The sequence below is a fragment of the Pseudomonas nabeulensis genome, assembly GCF_004682045.1.
Classification (GTDB): Bacteria; Pseudomonadota; Gammaproteobacteria; order Pseudomonadales; family Pseudomonadaceae; genus Aquipseudomonas; species Aquipseudomonas nabeulensis.
Window position 1 is genome coordinate 90416 of record NZ_QUZT01000016.1, and the last position, 15816, is coordinate 106231.

13 protein-coding genes are annotated in these 15816 nt (G+C 62.0%); all 13 read right to left on the reverse strand.

Annotation, left to right across the window (positions count from 1 at the left end):
* Window positions 1–2 precede the first annotated feature (2 nt).
* Complete coding sequence (pdeM, locus tag DYL61_RS11190) at window positions 3–653, reverse strand: ligase-associated DNA damage response endonuclease PdeM (RefSeq protein ID WP_135308374.1); 651 nt, start codon at window positions 651–653, stop codon at window positions 3–5.
* Window positions 653–3133, reverse strand: coding sequence for a ligase-associated DNA damage response DEXH box helicase (locus tag DYL61_RS11195; protein WP_135308375.1), 2481 nt, complete (start codon window positions 3131–3133; stop codon window positions 653–655). Before DYL61_RS11195 ends, pdeM begins: the two co-directional genes overlap by 1 nt.
* Before the next feature lie 56 nt (window positions 3134–3189).
* Complete coding sequence (locus DYL61_RS11200) at window positions 3190–3954, reverse strand: ABC transporter ATP-binding protein (RefSeq protein ID WP_105696240.1); 765 nt, start codon at window positions 3952–3954, stop codon at window positions 3190–3192.
* Between the two features lie 13 nt (window positions 3955–3967).
* Window positions 3968–5086, reverse strand: coding sequence for a succinylglutamate desuccinylase/aspartoacylase family protein (locus DYL61_RS11205; protein ID WP_135308376.1), 1119 nt, complete (start codon window positions 5084–5086; stop codon window positions 3968–3970).
* Window positions 5087–5095: 9 nt separating this feature from the next.
* Window positions 5096–5806 carry an ABC transporter permease gene (locus DYL61_RS11210; RefSeq protein ID WP_105696238.1) on the reverse strand — a complete coding sequence of 237 codons (711 nt, stop codon included), beginning with the start codon at window positions 5804–5806 and terminating at the stop codon, window positions 5096–5098.
* The gene (locus tag DYL61_RS11215) at window positions 5803–6531 is read right to left on the reverse strand and encodes an ABC transporter permease (protein WP_105696237.1); all 729 of its coding nucleotides are present in this window, start codon (window positions 6529–6531) and stop codon (window positions 5803–5805) included. The genes DYL61_RS11210 and DYL61_RS11215 overlap by 4 nt, the downstream gene beginning before the upstream one ends.
* Window positions 6532–6588: 57 nt before the next feature.
* Window positions 6589–7368, reverse strand: a complete 780-nt coding sequence (locus DYL61_RS11220; protein WP_135308377.1) for a transporter substrate-binding domain-containing protein — start codon at window positions 7366–7368, stop codon at window positions 6589–6591.
* Window positions 7369–7680: 312 nt separating this feature from the next.
* A complete protein-coding gene (locus tag DYL61_RS11225; RefSeq protein WP_135308378.1) occupies window positions 7681–9315 on the reverse strand; it encodes an ATP-dependent DNA ligase in 1635 nt (544 codons plus the stop codon).
* Window positions 9312–10316, reverse strand: a complete 1005-nt coding sequence (locus tag DYL61_RS11230; protein ID WP_135308379.1) for a ligase-associated DNA damage response exonuclease — start codon at window positions 10314–10316, stop codon at window positions 9312–9314. The genes DYL61_RS11225 and DYL61_RS11230 overlap by 4 nt, the downstream gene beginning before the upstream one ends.
* 191 nt (window positions 10317–10507) lie before the next feature.
* On the reverse strand, window positions 10508–12949 hold the full coding sequence (locus tag DYL61_RS11235) for a penicillin acylase family protein (protein ID WP_135308380.1): 2442 nt from the start codon (window positions 12947–12949) through the stop codon (window positions 10508–10510).
* 228 nt (window positions 12950–13177) lie between these two features.
* Window positions 13178–13822 carry a glutathione S-transferase N-terminal domain-containing protein gene (locus DYL61_RS11240; protein WP_135308381.1) on the reverse strand — a complete coding sequence of 215 codons (645 nt, stop codon included), beginning with the start codon at window positions 13820–13822 and terminating at the stop codon, window positions 13178–13180.
* 93 nt (window positions 13823–13915) lie between these two features.
* Window positions 13916–14701 carry an ABC transporter ATP-binding protein gene (locus tag DYL61_RS11245; protein WP_135308382.1) on the reverse strand — a complete coding sequence of 262 codons (786 nt, stop codon included), beginning with the start codon at window positions 14699–14701 and terminating at the stop codon, window positions 13916–13918.
* Window positions 14698–15756, reverse strand: a complete 1059-nt coding sequence (locus tag DYL61_RS11250) for a FecCD family ABC transporter permease (RefSeq protein WP_135308383.1) — start codon at window positions 15754–15756, stop codon at window positions 14698–14700. Before DYL61_RS11250 ends, DYL61_RS11245 begins: the two co-directional genes overlap by 4 nt.
* Window positions 15757–15816 lie beyond the last annotated feature (60 nt).

Here is a 15816-nt window from a genome sequence, read left to right on the forward strand (position 1 = left end):
CCCTAGCCCACCGGCCAGACCTCATGATCGCCAATCACAAAGATTCGGCGGTCATTGTCCTGCTGCACCGCATAGCCTCCGGTAAACGCACCAAACGCTGGTAAGAGGCTGACCCGCCTTCCGATCTGGAAGCACGGCAGGCGCAAGCTCTGGCGGCCCTTACCGCGCAGGCGATAAACCGGATGCACATGCCCCGCCAGCACGTGGTGGCTGGGGTGGGCGTCCGGTTCGTGTTGCAGAGCGAAGGGGCCCATTAGCAGCGGCTCCGGGACCACTTCAATCCTGAAGTCCCCTGGTGGGTCGCCCGCACGTTGATCGTGATTACCTCGAATCAAGGTGATCAGCAGGCCCCCATGACGTTCACGCCACGCCCGTAAGGCGCTCAAGGTGCCGCTGGCGTGGGAGTCGGGTCCGTGCAGGAAATCCCCTAGAAAGATCAGCTGTTCGCAGGCATAAGCCGACAGCAAACGATCCAGCCGCTGAAGATTGGCCGTCGTGGTGCCCTGCGGCACCGGCTGCCCCAGGCTGCGATAGGCCGAAGCCTTGCCGAAATGCGCATCGGCAATCAACAGGCAGCGGCGTGCGGGCCAATAGATTGCCTTGTCCGCGAGTAACCACAGGGTCTCGCCCTCAAGGCGCAGTGAACAATGCATCAGCGCTTCCCGTTATCCGCGACTTTTTCCAAATCCTTGACCATCCGCGCAATGCGCTCGGAGAGTTTTTCCGAGCTCATGCTTTCGCGCATGCGCTCCACCAGCAAGGGGAAGGCCAGTGGCGTAGGCCGTTCGATCAGGTGCAGGTCGAGTCTCAGCGTTGCCAGATGGCGCAACGTCTGTTCCAGGCGACGAATATCCAACTCATCACGCAGGACTTCTTCCCCAGCCTGTGTCAGCAACAGGTTCTGCGGGTCATATTGCTTGAACACCTCGAAGAACAGGCCGCTGGAGGCCTGCACTTGCCGCGTACTCTTCGGTGCGCCGGGGTAACCGGCAAACACCAGCCCGGCGATGCGGGCGATTTCGCGAAAGCGCCGCAGTGCCAGCTCTCCGGCATTCAGGCTGGCCGCGACGTCTTCCAGTAAATGCTCGGGGCTCAGCAACGCATCGTCCAGCAACACAGGCCAGTCTACAGGTGTGGCACTCAACAGCTCCAAACCGTAATCATTGACCGCAATCGAAAAGGTCACCGCTTGCTGCTGGCTGACCCGCCAGGCCAACAAACTCGCCAACCCCAAGTGCACCTGGCGCCCGGCAAACGGGTAGAGAAACAGGTGCCACCCTTCCCGCGATTTCAGGGCTTCGGCCAACAAGTGATTGCGCGTTGGCAGGCCTGACCAGCGCAACTGCGTCTGCAACAAAGGTTGCACCGCCTGCATCTCCGGGCCGTCGTAGTGCCCATGCGCTGCCGCGTCAAAGCGCTCCACCACCGCCTGGGCCAGTTCGTTGGAAAGGGGCATCCGCCCGCCGTTCCAGCGTGGTACGGCGGCCTTTTTCGCGGTGCTGCGGCGCACATAGGCGGTCATGTTTTCCACGCGCACCAGTTCCAGCAAGCGCCCGGCGAACAGGAAACCGTCACCGGGCTTGAGCCGTGCGATAAACCCCTCTTCGACGCTGCCCAGGTTCTTGCCGCCGCCGCCCTTGCTCCAGAATTTCAGTTGGAGACTCGCATCACTGACGATGGTGCCCACGCTCATTCGATGGCGCCGCGCCAACCGCGCATCAGGGACGCGCCAGATGCCGTGCTCGTCCGGCTCGACGCGGCGATAGTCCGGGTAGGCCGTCAACGACAGGCCGCCGTGGCGCACAAAACCGAGGGCCCAGGCCCAATCATCCTCCGTCAGGTCTCGATAAGCCCACGCACCGCGTACCTCCGCCAGCAGCGCATCCGGCGTAAAGCCGCCGCCGAGCGCCATGCTCACCAGATGCTGTACAAGCACGTCCAATGGTTTGTAAGGCGATTCCCGCGCTTCGATATGCCGCAGGGCAATCGCATCCTGGACCGCCGCCGCTTCCACCAGCTCCAGGCTGTGGGTCGGCACCAGTGTTACCCGTGACGGCCGCCCCGGCGCATGCCCCGAACGCCCGGCGCGTTGCATCAGGCGCGCCACGCCTTTGGCTGAGCCGATTTGCAGCACCCGTTCCACCGGCAGAAAATCCACCCCCAGGTCCAGGCTTGAGGTGCAGACCACCGCCTTGAGCTGGCCGTCCTTCAGCGCCCGTTCCACCCAGTCCCGGGTTTCCCGCGACAGCGAGCCATGGTGCAAGGCAATCACGCCCGCCCAATCGGGACGTGCATCGAGCAACGCCTGATACCAGATTTCCGACTGCGCCCGCGTATTGGTAAACACCAGGCAACTGCTGCTGGCGTCCACTTCGGACACCACTTGAGGCAGCATCTTCAAACCTATGTGCCCGGCCCAGGGAAAGCGTTCGGCGACCGTGGGCAGCAAGGTATCGACTTGTAGTTGTTTAGCCGTTTGCCCCTGCACATTGATCCCGCCACCTTGCGGGACCAAGACTTCCAAGGCGTGGGATTGATTACCCAGCGTTGCCGAAATCCCCCACACCATCAGCTCAGGATGCCAGCGCCGTAGCCGCGCCAAGGCCAGTTGCAACTGCACGCCGCGCTTATTGCCGATCAACTCATGCCACTCATCCACCACCACCAGGCGCAGGTGCGCCAGGCTGACTTCGCTGTCGGCGCGAGCCAGCATCAAGGTCAGGCTTTCCGGGGTGGTCACCAATGCCGTGGGCTGACGACGGGTTTGGCGGGCCCGCTCACTGCTGCTGGTATCGCCGGTGCGCAGGCCGACGCTCCAGGGAATTTGCAAGGCTGCAAGCGGCGCTTCCAGGGCGCGGGCGGTGTCGGCGGCCAGGGCGCGCATGGGGGTGATCCACAGTACCGTCAGCGGCTCGGCGGGAGGTTTGCGTTTACCGGTAGCGGGCGGGCGGGTGATAGCGAAGCGATTGAGGGCGGCAAACCACAGTGCGTAGGTTTTACCGGCACCGGTGCTGGCGTGCAGCAACCCCGACTGGCCTTGTTTTACCGCGGCCCATACGGTTTTTTGAAAGGCGAACGGCTTCCAGCCTTTGGCGGTAAACCAATGTTTGGCGAAGTCGAGGGGTTTTGCCATGGAGCGCTGACACTCTGGAAGGCCTATTCCACAGACCTTCCAGAGCGGGCAAAGGTTTACTTCAAGTTGCCACGCAGAAACTGCTGCAAACGCTCGCTTTGCGGATTACCAAGTACGTCTTCCGGCGCGCCTTGCTCTTCCACCAACCCTTGGTGCAGAAACAACACCTGGCTCGATACCTTGCGTGCAAAGCTCATCTCATGGGTCACCATGATCATGGTACGGCCTTCCTCGGCCAGGCCCTGGATCACCTTCAACACTTCGCCCACCAGCTCCGGGTCGAGGGCGGACGTGGGCTCGTCAAACAGCATCACCTCCGGCTCCATGGCCAAGGCGCGGGCGATGGCCACGCGTTGCTGCTGGCCGCCGGAGAGAAACGCCGGGTACTGATCCGCCACACGGGCCGGCAGGCCGACCTTGTCCAGGTAGCGGCGGGCGCGGTCTTCGGCGTCCTGCTTGCTGCAACCCAGCACCCGGCGCGGGGCCATGGTGATGTTTTCCAGCACGCTCATGTGGCTCCATAGGTTGAAGTGCTGGAACACCATCGCCAATCGCGTGCGCAGGCGTTGCAACTCGGCCTCGTCGGCCACGCGCATGCCGTTGCGGTCACTGACCATGCGAATCGGCTGGCCATCGAGGGTCATGGCGCCGTCGTTGGGGGTTTCCAGGAAGTTGATACAGCGCAAAAACGTGCTTTTGCCCGAGCCGCTGGCGCCGATCAGGCTGATCACATCACCGGTCCTGGCCTTGAGCGAGACACCTTTGAGCACCTCATTGTCGCCATAGCTTTTATGCAGGCCTTCAACGGTCAATTTGTACATGGGGCGTGCATCCTCAAGGCGAAAGTAGATAGCCGCTGCGGTAGGCCTCGGTGCCTGCGACATGGGCGATGACCATCCCGGCAGTGGCCATGCGGCGTAGCGAACGGGCGTAAAGCAGGCCGGCCTTCTGGCAGTGCACGGGCGTTACGCGGTCGGAAATGGGGTCGATGATTTCGGCGATCAATTGCCCGGCTTCCAGGTATTCGCCAGGCAAGGCGCTGAATACCAGCAAGCCGCCCACCGGCGTGGCCACCGGTTCAACCCCGGCCAGCGGCGTGGCGGGGTAGGGCAGATCGGGCAGCGGGGCGGCGTCGCCGGCAATCGCGCCAAAGTGGATCAGGTAATCGATGATCGCCTGGCAATCGAGGGCGGCCAAGCCATGGTTGACGTCGCCCTGGCCGCGCAGCTCGACGGTCACCGAAAAGCTGCCCATGGGAATCGGGAAGCGCTCGCCAAACCGTTGCTGCAACTGCCACCACACCAGGGTGAAGCATTCATCGAAGGACTGCCCGCCGGAGTCGGTGGCGAGCAAGTTCGCCTCCGAGCCGATATAGCGCGCCAGCGGCTCCACCTGCGGCCAGGCTTCGGGTGTGGTGTACAGGTGCGCCACCGCTTCGAAGTCGCAATGCAGGTCGAGCACCATGTCGGCATCGCAGGCCAGGCGTTGCAGCACCAGGCGCTGGGATTGCAATTGGGTATCGGCGGTTTGCGCGGCGAGGGCGGTGGCGAGCGCGGTACGAATCAGCTCGGCGTTGTGCTGCGGGTCATCCCCCAGCAATGGCTCGACCTGATCGCCGACCGTTTCACTCAGGTCGACAAACAGACGATTGAAGTTCTGTCCGCTCTCCAGCTCATAGCGGCCCAGCGGGATATCCATCAATACCTGTTCCAGTCCCACCGGGTTGGCGATGGGCACCAGCACGATCTCGCTGCGCAGGCGCCCGGCCGCCGCCAGCTCGGCCAGGCGCACCTTCAAGTGCCAGGCCACCAGCATGCCCGGCAGTTCATCGGCATGCAGCGATGACTGGATGTAAATCTTGCCCGCAGCCTGCTCCGGGCCGAAGTGAAAACTGTGGATCTGCCGCGCCGTGCCCGGCACCGGCGCGATCAGTTCGTGCACCTGATGACGCATACACACTCCTTAATGGCTCGGCCCGAGAAAGGCCAGCCAGCGGCGCTCGGCCAGGCGAAACAACCCGACCAGCGCGAAGGTCACGGTCAGGTAGATCAACGCGGCGATGCCAAATGATTGGAAGGTCATGAAGGTCGCCGAGTTGGCGTCCCGCGCCACCTTGAGGATGTCTGGAATCGTCGCGGTGAAAGCCACCGTGGTCGAGTGCAGCATCAGGATCACTTCATTACTGTAGTAGGGCAGCGAGCGGCGCAACGCCGACGGCATGATCACGTAGGCGTACAGCTTCCAGCCGCTGAGGCCGTAGGCCTTGGCCGCTTCGACTTCACCGTGGGCCATGCTGCGGATCGCCCCGGCGAAAATCTCCGTGGTGTAGGCACAGGTGTTGAGGGCGAAGGCCAGGATCGTGCAGTTCATCGCGTCGCGAAAAAAGCTGTCCAGCAGCGGTTGTTCGCGCACGGCAGCGAGGCTGTAGATGCCGGTGTAGCAAATCAGCAATTGGATATACAGCGGCGTCCCGCGAAACAGGTAGGTGTAGAACTGCACCGGCCAACGCACCCAACGCTTGCGCGACACGCGGGCGATGGACAGTGGAATTGACAGTACAAAGCCAATGACCAAGGCCGCCGTGAGCAGCCACAAGGTCATCGCCAGGCCGGTGATGTGCTGGCCGTCGCTATAAAGGAACGGGCGCCAGTATTCCTGCAAAAGCTCGATCATCGCACCGCCTCCCGTGAGCCTGCGGAGTAGCGACGTTCAAGACGGCGCAATACAAAGTTGGAGGCGCTGGTGATCAACAGGTAGATCAACGCGGCGAGTACCAGGAAATAAAACAGTTGGTAGGTGCTTTTGCCCGCATCCTGGGCGGCTTTGACCAGGTCGGCCAGGCCGATGATCGACACCAGGGCCGTGGCCTTGAGCATCACCATCCAGTTATTGCCGATGCCCGGCAGGGCAAAGCGCATCATCTGCGGGAAGGTCACGTAGCGAAACCGTTGCCCGCGTTTGAGGCCATAGGCCGTGGCGGCTTCCAACTGGCCACGGGGCACGGCGAGGATCGCGCCGCGAAAGGTTTCGGTGAAATAGGCACCGTAGATAAAGCCCAGGGTGATCACCCCGGCGCTGAAAGGGTCGATCTCGATGTATTCCCATTCCATAAAGTCGGTAAGACCGGTCAGCCAGGTTTGCAGGCTGTAGAAAATCAGCAGCATCAGCACCAGGTCCGGCACACCGCGAATCAGGGTGGTGTAGAGCTGAGCGGGGATACGCAGGATGGCCAGGCTGGACAGTTTGGCGCTGGCGCCGAGCAGGCCGAGCAGCACGCTGACGGCCAGGGACAGCACCGACAACTTGATGGTCATCCAGGTGCCTTGCAGCAACAGCGGGCCGAAACCCTTCAAGCTGAGTGCGCTCAGCCCGAGGGTTTGCAACAGTTCTTCGAACATAAATCAGGACCTATGGCGATAAAAAAGCGCCCCTCTACGGGAGGGGCGCCTACTGCATTACTTGCCGCTGTACAGGTTCAGATCGCCAAAGTGTTTTTTCTGGATAGTGGCGTAGGTGCCATCATCGTGTAACGCTTTGATACCTTTATCCAAAAGGGCCTTGAGTTCAGTGTTACCTTTTTTGATACCGACGGCGGTTTTCGACGGCAGCAGCGGGTCGTCGATGGCCGCGCTGACCTCATAACCGGCACCGGCTGGCGACTTCAAGAAGCCCAGCTCGGCTTGCAGCATGTCCTGCACGGAGGCGTCGAGACGGCCGGAAGTCAGGTCGGCGTACACCTGGTCCTGGTTGGCGTAGGCCTTGGTGGTCACACCGGCTTTATCCAGCACGGCCTTGGCGTAGGCTTCCTGGATGGTGCCTTGCTCGTAGCCCACCGACTTGCCCTTGAGGGACTCTGGCGTCGAGAAACCAGCGCCTTTCTTGAACACCAGCGAGGTCGGGCCGGAGAACAATTCGCTGGAGAAATCGATGGCCTTCTCGCGCACCGGGGTCACGGTCATGGACGAGATCACACCGTCGAACTTGTTGGCCTTGAGGCCCGGGATCATGCCGTCGAAGTCACTTTCGACCCACTTGCACTTGACCTTCAGCTCGGCACAGATGGCATTGCCCAGGTCGATATCGAAGCCCACCAGGCTGCCGTCGGCGGATTTGGATTCAAACGGGGCGTAGGACGGATCGACACCAAAACGCAGTTCCTTGTATTCCTTGGCCAGCGCAGAACCTGCGGCCATGCACAGTGCCAGTGCAGAAAGGGTCAGCAATGCTTTTTTCATTATGTAATCCCTAAAAACCAAGATAAGCGCTTGTGGCGCGTTTAGGACTGTTACTGAACGGTGTCAGACGCAACACAAGTAGCAATTTCTGCACCATAGTTCCGAATGAGCGTTTTAAAAGGTGGGAATCGGGAGGTTTGAGTGTAGGAGATGCCCGAAAGTGGGCGCTGGAAATTCAGTGCACCATTTCAGCTCAGATGAAGGTCCAAATGTGGGAGGGGGCTTGCCCCCGATTGCTGAGTGTCAGTCACCAGACACTTTGACTGACCCACTGCTATCGGGGGCAAGCCCCCTCCCACATTTGGATTTATGTCAGGTCAGGAGGTCTTGCAGGGTTCCCAGATTGTCCGCTTCCTCCACCGCCTTATCCTGCCGCCACCGCAACATCCTCGGAAACCGCACTGCAATCCCGCTCTTATGCCGCTTCGACAGGGCAATCCCCTCGAACCCCAGCTCAAACACCAGGCTCGGCGTCACACTGCTCACCGGGCCGAACTTCTCCACGGTGGTCTTGCGCACAATCGCGTCGACCTTGCGCATTTCTTCGTCGGTGAGCCCGGAATACGCCTTGGCAAACGGCACCAACGTGCGCTCGTTGCCGGGCGGGCCGTCCCAGACGGCAAAGGTGTAGTCGCTGTAGAGGCTGGCGCGTCGGCCGTGCCCGCGCTGGGCGTAGATCAACACCGCATCGACGCTGAACGGGTCGACCTTCCATTTCCACCAAACGCCCATGTCCTTGGTGCGGCCCACGCCATACAGGCCGTCGCGCGCCTTGAGCATCATGCCTTCCACGCCCAGGCTGCGGGAGGCTTCGCGCTGGTCGGCCAAGTCTTGCCAGGTGCAGCCGGTCAGCAGGGGAGATACGCGCAACACCGGCTGGTTGCACTGGGCAACCACCTGCTCCAGTTGGCTGCGCCGTTCGGCCTGGGTGTGGTTGCGCCAGTCGTCGCCTTGGTGTTCGAGCAGGTCATAGGCGAGGACGGCGACCGGTGCATCCTCCAGGACTTTCTTGCTCAACGTCTTGCGCCCGATCCGTTGTTGCAGCAGGGCGAAGGGTTGCACCGCGTCCTTCCACACCACGATCTCGCCGTCGATCACCGTGCCATCGGGCAGGCCGCGCGCCAGGCTATGCAGTTCGGGGAAGCGCTCGGTCACCAGTTCCTCGCCACGGGACCAGACCCACAGGCGGCCTTCGCGCTTGACCAGTTGAGCGCGGATACCATCCCACTTCCATTCCACTTGCCAGTCATCGGGCGAACCGAGCAAAGCGTCGAATTGCTCAACCGGTTGCGCCAATCCATGGGCGAGAAAAAACGGATAAGGCTGTCCGCCCCGTTGCGCGTGTTCGTCAGAGGATTCGGCGGCAATCAGCTTGAGATAGCCCTCAGGCGTAGGACGGTTGGACAAGTCGGTGTAGCCCACCAGCCGTTGCGCCACGCGTTTGCTGTCGAGGCCGGCCAAAGCGGCGAGGGCGCGGGTGACCAGTAATTTGGACACGCCCACGCGAAAACTGCCGGTGATCAACTTGATGCACACCATCAGGCTCGGTTGATCCAGTTGCGCCCAGAGTGCCGGCAGGCGCTCGGTCAGCTCGAGGGGGGGCAGGCCACGCAGGGGCAGCAGCTTTTCTTCCAGCCACACCGCCAATCCATCCTCAGAGGTGTAGGTGGATTCGGGTAGCAGCAGGGAAATGGTCTCTGCCAGGTCACCCACCGATTGGTAGCTTTCTTCAAACAGCCACGGCTCGATCCCGGACGCTTCGGTGGCCATGTCCCGTAGCAACCGGGTCGGCACCAATTGCCGAGGCCGTCCACCGGAGAGGAAGTACACCGCCCACGCGGCATCTTCCGGCGGGGCCTGGCGAAAATAGGCCTGCAACGCTGCGAGCTTGGCGTTGCTGGAGGTGGTGGCGTCGAGGTTGGCGTACAGCTCGGCGAACGCTTTCATACGCTGGCCTCTTCTTCGTCGTCGCCGTATTCCGTGGTGAAACCTTGGGCGTCCAGGCCTTTTTCCCGCAGGTGACGCACCAGCACGCCGACAGAACCGTGGGTCACCATCACCCGCTCGGCGCCGGTCTGTTCGATGGCCCATAACAGACCGGGCCAGTCGGCGTGGTCCGACAGCACAAAGCCCCGGTCCACCCCGCGCCGGCGTCGGGTGCCACGCAGGCGCATCCAGCCGCTGGCAAAGGCATCGCTGTAGTCACCGAAACGTTTGATCCAGGTGCTGCCACCGGCGGAGGGCGGAGCGATGATCAGGGCCTGGCGCAGCAATGGGTCGGTCTTTTGGAAATCCCCGGCATACAGCGTTTCGGGAATATAGATGCCGGCTTCGCGGTACACCCGGTTTAGCGGCTCCACCGCGCCATGGCTGAGGATCGGGCCGATGCTGGCGTCGATGCCATGCAGGATGCGCTGGGCCTTGCCGAAGGAATAACAGAACAGCACGCTGGCCTTGCCGGCGGCGATATTGGCCTGCCACCACTCGTTGATCCCGGCAAAGATCTGCGCCTGTGGCTGCCAGCGGTAGATCGGCAGGCCGAAGGTGGATTCGGTGATAAACGTGTGGCAACGCACCGGTTCGAACGGCGCGCAGGTCCCATCGGGTTCGACCTTGTAGTCGCCAGAGGCCACCCAGACTTCACCCTGGTATTCCAGGCGCACCTGGGCCGAGCCAAGCACATGCCCGGCGGGGTGGAAACTCAAGGTCACGCCGTGGTGGTTGAGCTTCTCGCCGTAAGCCAGGGTTTGCAGGTTGATGTCCTGGCCCAGACGCGAGCGCAGGATGCCTTCACCGGGGGCAGCGGCCAGATAGTGTGTGTTGCCGGTGCGGGCGTGGTCGCCGTGGGCATGGGTGATGACCGCGCGTTCCACCGGGCGCCAGGGGTCGATGTAGAAGTCGCCGGCGGGGCAGTAGAGGCCTTCGGGGCGGGCGATGACAAGGTCCATGGGATGACCGGGGAGGTGGGCTTGTTACTTATGAGGCAGGGCTGAGTGCAGAAGTTCTATCTGAATGCACGCGGGCAAATGTGGGAGGGGGCTTGCCCCCGATAGCAGTGTGTCAGCCACAAATGTTTCAACTGACACTCCCTCATCGGGGGCAAGCCCCCTCCCACATTTTGAGCTGGTTTCTTCAGTGGTTACTTGCCGGGTGTCAGGGTCAACCTGGCCTTGCCATACACCTTCTCGAAATTCTGCGGCTGCATCGGGAAGCTCAGGTATTGCGCCTTGAGCGACGGGTCGATGCCGTTGGCATAGTTCGGGCTGGCCGGGTTGCCGGATTGGCCGATGCCACCCTGGCCCATCATTGGTTCCACCTGGCCGAAGTCGACGATCATGCGCAAGGCCGACACTTGGGTGGTATTGAAGTCCTGGCCCCAGCTATACGGTGCCGGGTTCAAGGTGTTGTGGTCGCCACCACTGGCAAGCGGGCCGCGAATCACTTGGCCGTTGGTGTTCTTCCAGGTGGTGCTGTGCAACTTGCCCCACTGCCAGGCCTTGTGATCGGCACCCAGTTGGCTGTCGCCGGCGGTAATCGCCGCCGCCAGGGTGCGGGCGAGGATCGCCGGTTTGTCTTCTTGTTGCGCGGTGCGCGTGTCATCCCAGAATGGGCTGTCTTCGCGCCCCAGCAGGTGGTCGGCGGTGGCGGCGTAGGACCGGCTGGCGTTGCTGACAAATGCCTTCCAGGTGGCGCTGTTTTCCGGGCCGAGCTTATCGAGGAAGATTTGCTTGGCGCTTTCCTGCAGGAACAGCTCATACAGCGCGGCGTCTGCGGAGGTCGACACCAGGCGACCGTCAAAGGCCATCAAGCGATTCAGTGCCTCGCGGGCCTTGGTTTGCTCGGCGGCCGGCAGTGCATCGATCGCCTGTTTCAGCGGCTGGGCCATGCCCGGCGCTTGGAACATGGTCTTGAGCTTGGCGGCGAACGTGGTGGTCTGGTCGTACTGCATGGCGATCATGCTGCGGCTGTCGTGCTTGCCGGCATTGGCCAGTTGCGCCAGGCGCTCGCTGCGTTCCGGCGCATCCCACGAGTTGGACAATTGCATGCCATAACCGCGCGGTGCGGTGCGCTGGTTGGCGGTGCCGATCCAGCCCTGGGCGGGGTCCTGGTCATAGGGGTGCAGCATCGCGTCGGCGTAGCCGTCCCAATCGAAACGCGCATCCCAGCCCGGCGACGGCAACAGGCCTTCGCCTTCGCGGCGGTTGGGGAAGCGGCCGGTGACTTGCCAGCCAATGTTGCTGGCGTCGGCAAAGATCATGTTCAGGGCAATGGCGCGAATTTCGCGGGTGGCGTCCGAGGCCTTGCCGGCGTTTTGCGCGCGGGACAGGTCGAAGAACGCATCCAGGCTCTTGTCGTCCTTGAAGTCAGCGGTTTGCAGGGCCAGGCCGAAGCCGCTGGTCAGCGCCTGGCTGCTGTTGAGCAGGGCGCCGTGGCGGGTTTCGTAGACGACTTCGCGAATCGAGCGTTGGCCTTTGATAAAGAAGGTCTCGTTACGCACGCCGGCCGGCAGCCATTTGCCGTTGTTCTCGTAGTACAACGCGCTGCCCTGGCGTTTGACCTTTTCCAGGAACAGGTCCTGGGTGTCGCCCTTGACCGTGCTCATGCTCCACGCGACTTTGCCGTTGAAACCGGACAGCAGGGTCGGCAAACCGGCAATCGAGGCACCGACGGCCTGGTATTTCGGCGCACGGATCTGCACGTAGCTCCACGGCGACGGCGCTTGCGGCTGGGCCGACAAGTCACCGGCCAGCAGGCTTTTGCCGCTGCGGCTGCGTTGTGGGCCAATCGCCCAGTTGCTTGATGTAGTCACGGCCAGGCCGTTGAGTGTGCGCAGTTGTTGGCTGACTGTATCCAGCCCGGCGAGGCCGGTGATCTGGCTCAGGTTCACGCCCTTGAGTTTTTCGGCTTCGGCCAGCGGGATCGGTTCATCCGGCGCGCTTGGGGTGAGCCAGGCGAGTTTGTCGACACCGACTTTTTGCGCCAGCACCAGCGACGAAATCTCCTCTTGCAGGTTGGCCGACTCACTGAAATTCAGCAGGCAGAACAGCAGCGCCGAATCTTCCGGCTTCCAGTACTCGGGCTTGTAGCCGGTCTGGGCCAGGTCCGGCGGCAGCTTGTCGCGGTAGCGGAACAGGTAGGCGTTGACGCCACGTGCATACACTTCGAAGAAACGCTTGAGGCGTGGCGACGAGGCGTTATACAGCTCGCCGGCGCTTTTTTTCAGGTTGACCGCACGCATGAAACGGTCGACATCCAGCACGTCCGCCCCGGACATTTCCGCCAGACGGCCTTGGGCCAGCAGGCGCAAGGTGACCATCTGGGTGATGCGGTCACTGGCGTGTACATAGCCGAGGCTGAACAGCGCGTCGTGGAAGGTGTTGCTTTCGATCAACGGCGTGCCTTGGGCATTGCGGCGCACCGACACGTTTTGTGCCAGGCCTTTGATCGGCTGCACGCCGGCCACGGGCGGCAGGGTGTCCTGGGTGCTCTGGAGTTGGCAACCGGCCAGGCTTAACGCACTGGCCACTGCCGCGGCAACGCCGAACCGGGGAAGAAAATGTGAGAGGGCTGGCGAGGCCATGGCAAAGCTCCTGCGGGGGTAGCGTCAGTAAAGGCGCTACGTTAGTGAGCGCGGTGAAACGACGCAAGCGGGAGTTTTGGCAAAGCATTAGATCTTGAGACTGGCCCAAATCAAATGTGGGAGGGGGCTTGCCCCCGATTGCAGGGTGTCAGTCACAGATAAGCTAGCTGACCCACCGCTATCGGGGGCAAGCCCCCTCCCACATTTAGACCTCATTGGGTCTTTAGATCAGGATTTGGGCGGATTGACCTTCTGCACCAGTTCATACGCCCGCACCGTCGCTGGCCGTTCCTTGATGCTGTTGAACCAGCGATGCAGATGGGGGAAATCTTCCAGCCGCTGGCTCTGCCATTTGTGGGAAACAATCCACGGGTAGATCGCCATATCGGCAATGCTGTAGGCCTCACCGGCCACAAACGCTCGGTCTGCCAGGCGTCGATCCAGCACGCCATACAGCCGTGCGGTTTCGTCTACGTAGCGCTTGATCGCATAGGGAATTTTCTCCGGTGCGAACTGGCTGAAATGGTGGTTCTGACCGGCCATCGGCCCCAGGCCGCCCATTTGCCAGAACAACCATTGCAAGGCTTCCTGGCGACCGCGCAGGTCTTGGGGGATGAACTGGCCGGTTTTTTCCGCGAGGTACAACAGGATGGCGCCGGATTCGAACAGCGAAATCGGCGCACCACCGTCGGTCGGGTTTTGATCGACGATGGCCGGAATGCGGTTGTTGGGAGCGATCTTCAGGAAGTCTGGTTTGAACTGGTCGCCCTGGCCGATATTGATCGGGTGCACCGTGTAGGGCAGGCCGGCTTCTTCCAGGAACAATGACACTTTGTGACCGTTGGGGGTTGTCCAGTAATACAGGTCGATCATGAAGCTCTCCAATTGAGCGAATGCCTGTAGGTATAGGTGATGCTGGGTGTACGAAAATTCAATGAAACATTTGCGCATACCCTTAGAAGCAAATCACACCGCCCCATCCACCAGCACTTGCAGCGACTGCTGGGAACAGCGCTCGATACGCGCCCGCACGCGATACACCTCGGCAAACAGCAGCGGGTCGAGTACGTCATCGGCAGCACCACTCGCATACAGGCGCCCCTGGCGCAGCACGGCGATCTGGTCGGCGAAGCGCGCCGCGAGGTTGATGTCGTGCAATACCACCACGGCGATCAGGTTGTGTTCGCGCACCAAACTGCGCACGCACTCCATGACTTTGAGTTGGTAATTGAGGTCGAGGGCGCTGGTGGGCTCGTCCAGCAGCATGACCTGGGGGCGACGGGCGATCAGCTGAGCGAGGCTGACCAATTGGCGTTGACCACCCGACAGCGTACTCAGCAGTTGATCGGCCAAGTGGGCAATGCCGATGCGTTGCAGCGCTTCGAATGCTTCGCGCAGGCAGGCCTCGCTGGACAGTGGCACGCCGTCGACAGAGGCCACGCGCAGGGCGGCGATCACGCTTTCCATCACGCTCAGGCTCAACCCCGGCGGCAGGTTTTGCGGCATGTAGGTCACCCGCCGCGCACGCTCGGCGACAGACATGGCTGACAGGTCGAGGTCACCCAGTCGCACAACGCCTTGCATCTTTTCCAGCCCGGCCACGGCGCGCAGCAAGGTGGATTTACCGGCGCCATTGGGGCCGATCAACGCGGTGAGGCTGCCGTGGGGCAGGGTCGGCAAGCTCAGGTCGTGGACGATTTGCCGACGGCCATAACTGACATTGGCGTTACGCACGCTCAACCCCTGGCTCATAACTGCCTCCCACGCTTGAACACCAATACGACAAAAATCGGCACGCCCACCAATGCGGTGACGATACCCACCGGCACGATCACGCCAGGCATGATCAGCTTGCTGGCAATCGAGGACAGTGACAGCAGCAACGCACCGGTCAACGCACTGGCCGGCAGCAGAAAACGTTGATCCTCACCCACCAGAATCCGCGCGATATGCGGACCTACCAGACCGATAAATCCGATAGTGCCTACAAAGGCGACGGCGGTAGCCGACAACAAACTGATGCGTAGCAACGAGAAAAACCGCAGGCGCTTTACGTCCACGCCGAAGCTTTGTGCGCGGTCTTCGCCCATGCGCAGCAAGGTCAGGCGCGGCGCGGCGGTGAAGGAAAACGGCAGCACCACCGCCACCACCAGGGCCAGGATGCCGAGTTTGTCCCAGTTGGCGCGGGTGACGCTGCCCAGGGTCCAGAACACCAGTTGTTGCAGCACATCTTCGGTGGCCACCAGTTGCAGCAGGGCCACGACGGCGTTGCAGCTGAACACCAGGGCGATGCCAAACAACACCAGACTTTCCACCCCCGCTCCGCGCAGGCGCGACATGGCTTGCAGCAAAAATACCGAGGCGGCGGCGAAGATGAACGCCGAAATGGAGATCGCGGTGTTGGCCGACACCCACAGCGTGGTCACCGGAAACACGATCACCAGGGACGCACCCAGTGCCGCCGCCGACGACACGCCCAAGGTAAACGGGCTGGCCAGCGGGTTATTCAAGATCGCCTGCATCTCGGCCCCGGCCAACGACAGCGCGCAGCCCACCAGTACGGCCATCAACGTGTAGGGCAGGCGTACGTTCCAGATGATCACCTGGTCGGTGGCGCTCAAGTGCGACGGGTGCAGGATCCCGTCGAGCAGAGCCAACAGGCCCATCCCCGATGGGCCGCTGGCCAGGTCCACCAGAATGGCGCAGACCAACGCACTGCCGAGCAGGGCCAGCAGCCAGGCACGCCGCGCCAGCAGGCGCCGGTAGCCGTGGGTGGCGCTGGCGAGGTCGAGGGTTTGAGAGGTCATGGGGTTCACACAATCTAGAAAACAATGAGGTTTAAAACTGTGGGAGGGGGCTTGCCCTGA

Bases quoted from the DNA above. Each gene is read 5' to 3' on its own strand.
- DYL61_RS11215 (WP_105696237.1), bottom strand. From the start codon at position 6,531: ATGTTCGAAGAACTGTTGCAAACCCTCGGGCTGAGCGCACTCAGCTTG.
- DYL61_RS11245 (WP_135308382.1), bottom strand. From the start codon at position 14,701: ATGAGCCAGGGGTTGAGCGTGCGTAACGCCAATGTCAGTTATGGCCGT.
- DYL61_RS11195 (WP_135308375.1), bottom strand. From the start codon at position 3,133: ATGGCAAAACCCCTCGACTTCGCCAAACATTGGTTTACCGCCAAAGGC.
- DYL61_RS11230 (WP_135308379.1), bottom strand. From the start codon at position 10,316: ATGGACCTTGTCATCGCCCGCCCCGAAGGCCTCTACTGCCCCGCCGGC.
- DYL61_RS11210 (WP_105696238.1), bottom strand. From the start codon at position 5,806: ATGATCGAGCTTTTGCAGGAATACTGGCGCCCGTTCCTTTATAGCGAC.
- DYL61_RS11220 (WP_135308377.1), bottom strand. From the start codon at position 7,368: ATGAAAAAAGCATTGCTGACCCTTTCTGCACTGGCACTGTGCATGGCC.
- DYL61_RS11205 (WP_135308376.1), bottom strand. From the start codon at position 5,086: ATGCGTCATCAGGTGCACGAACTGATCGCGCCGGTGCCGGGCACGGCG.
- DYL61_RS11235 (WP_135308380.1), bottom strand. From the start codon at position 12,949: ATGGCCTCGCCAGCCCTCTCACATTTTCTTCCCCGGTTCGGCGTTGCC.
- DYL61_RS11225 (WP_135308378.1), bottom strand. From the start codon at position 9,315: ATGAAAGCGTTCGCCGAGCTGTACGCCAACCTCGACGCCACCACCTCC.
- pdeM (WP_135308374.1), bottom strand. From the start codon at position 653: ATGCATTGTTCACTGCGCCTTGAGGGCGAGACCCTGTGGTTACTCGCG.
- DYL61_RS11200 (WP_105696240.1), bottom strand. From the start codon at position 3,954: ATGTACAAATTGACCGTTGAAGGCCTGCATAAAAGCTATGGCGACAAT.
- DYL61_RS11240 (WP_135308381.1), bottom strand. From the start codon at position 13,822: ATGATCGACCTGTATTACTGGACAACCCCCAACGGTCACAAAGTGTCA.
- DYL61_RS11250 (WP_135308383.1), bottom strand. From the start codon at position 15,756: ATGACCTCTCAAACCCTCGACCTCGCCAGCGCCACCCACGGCTACCGG.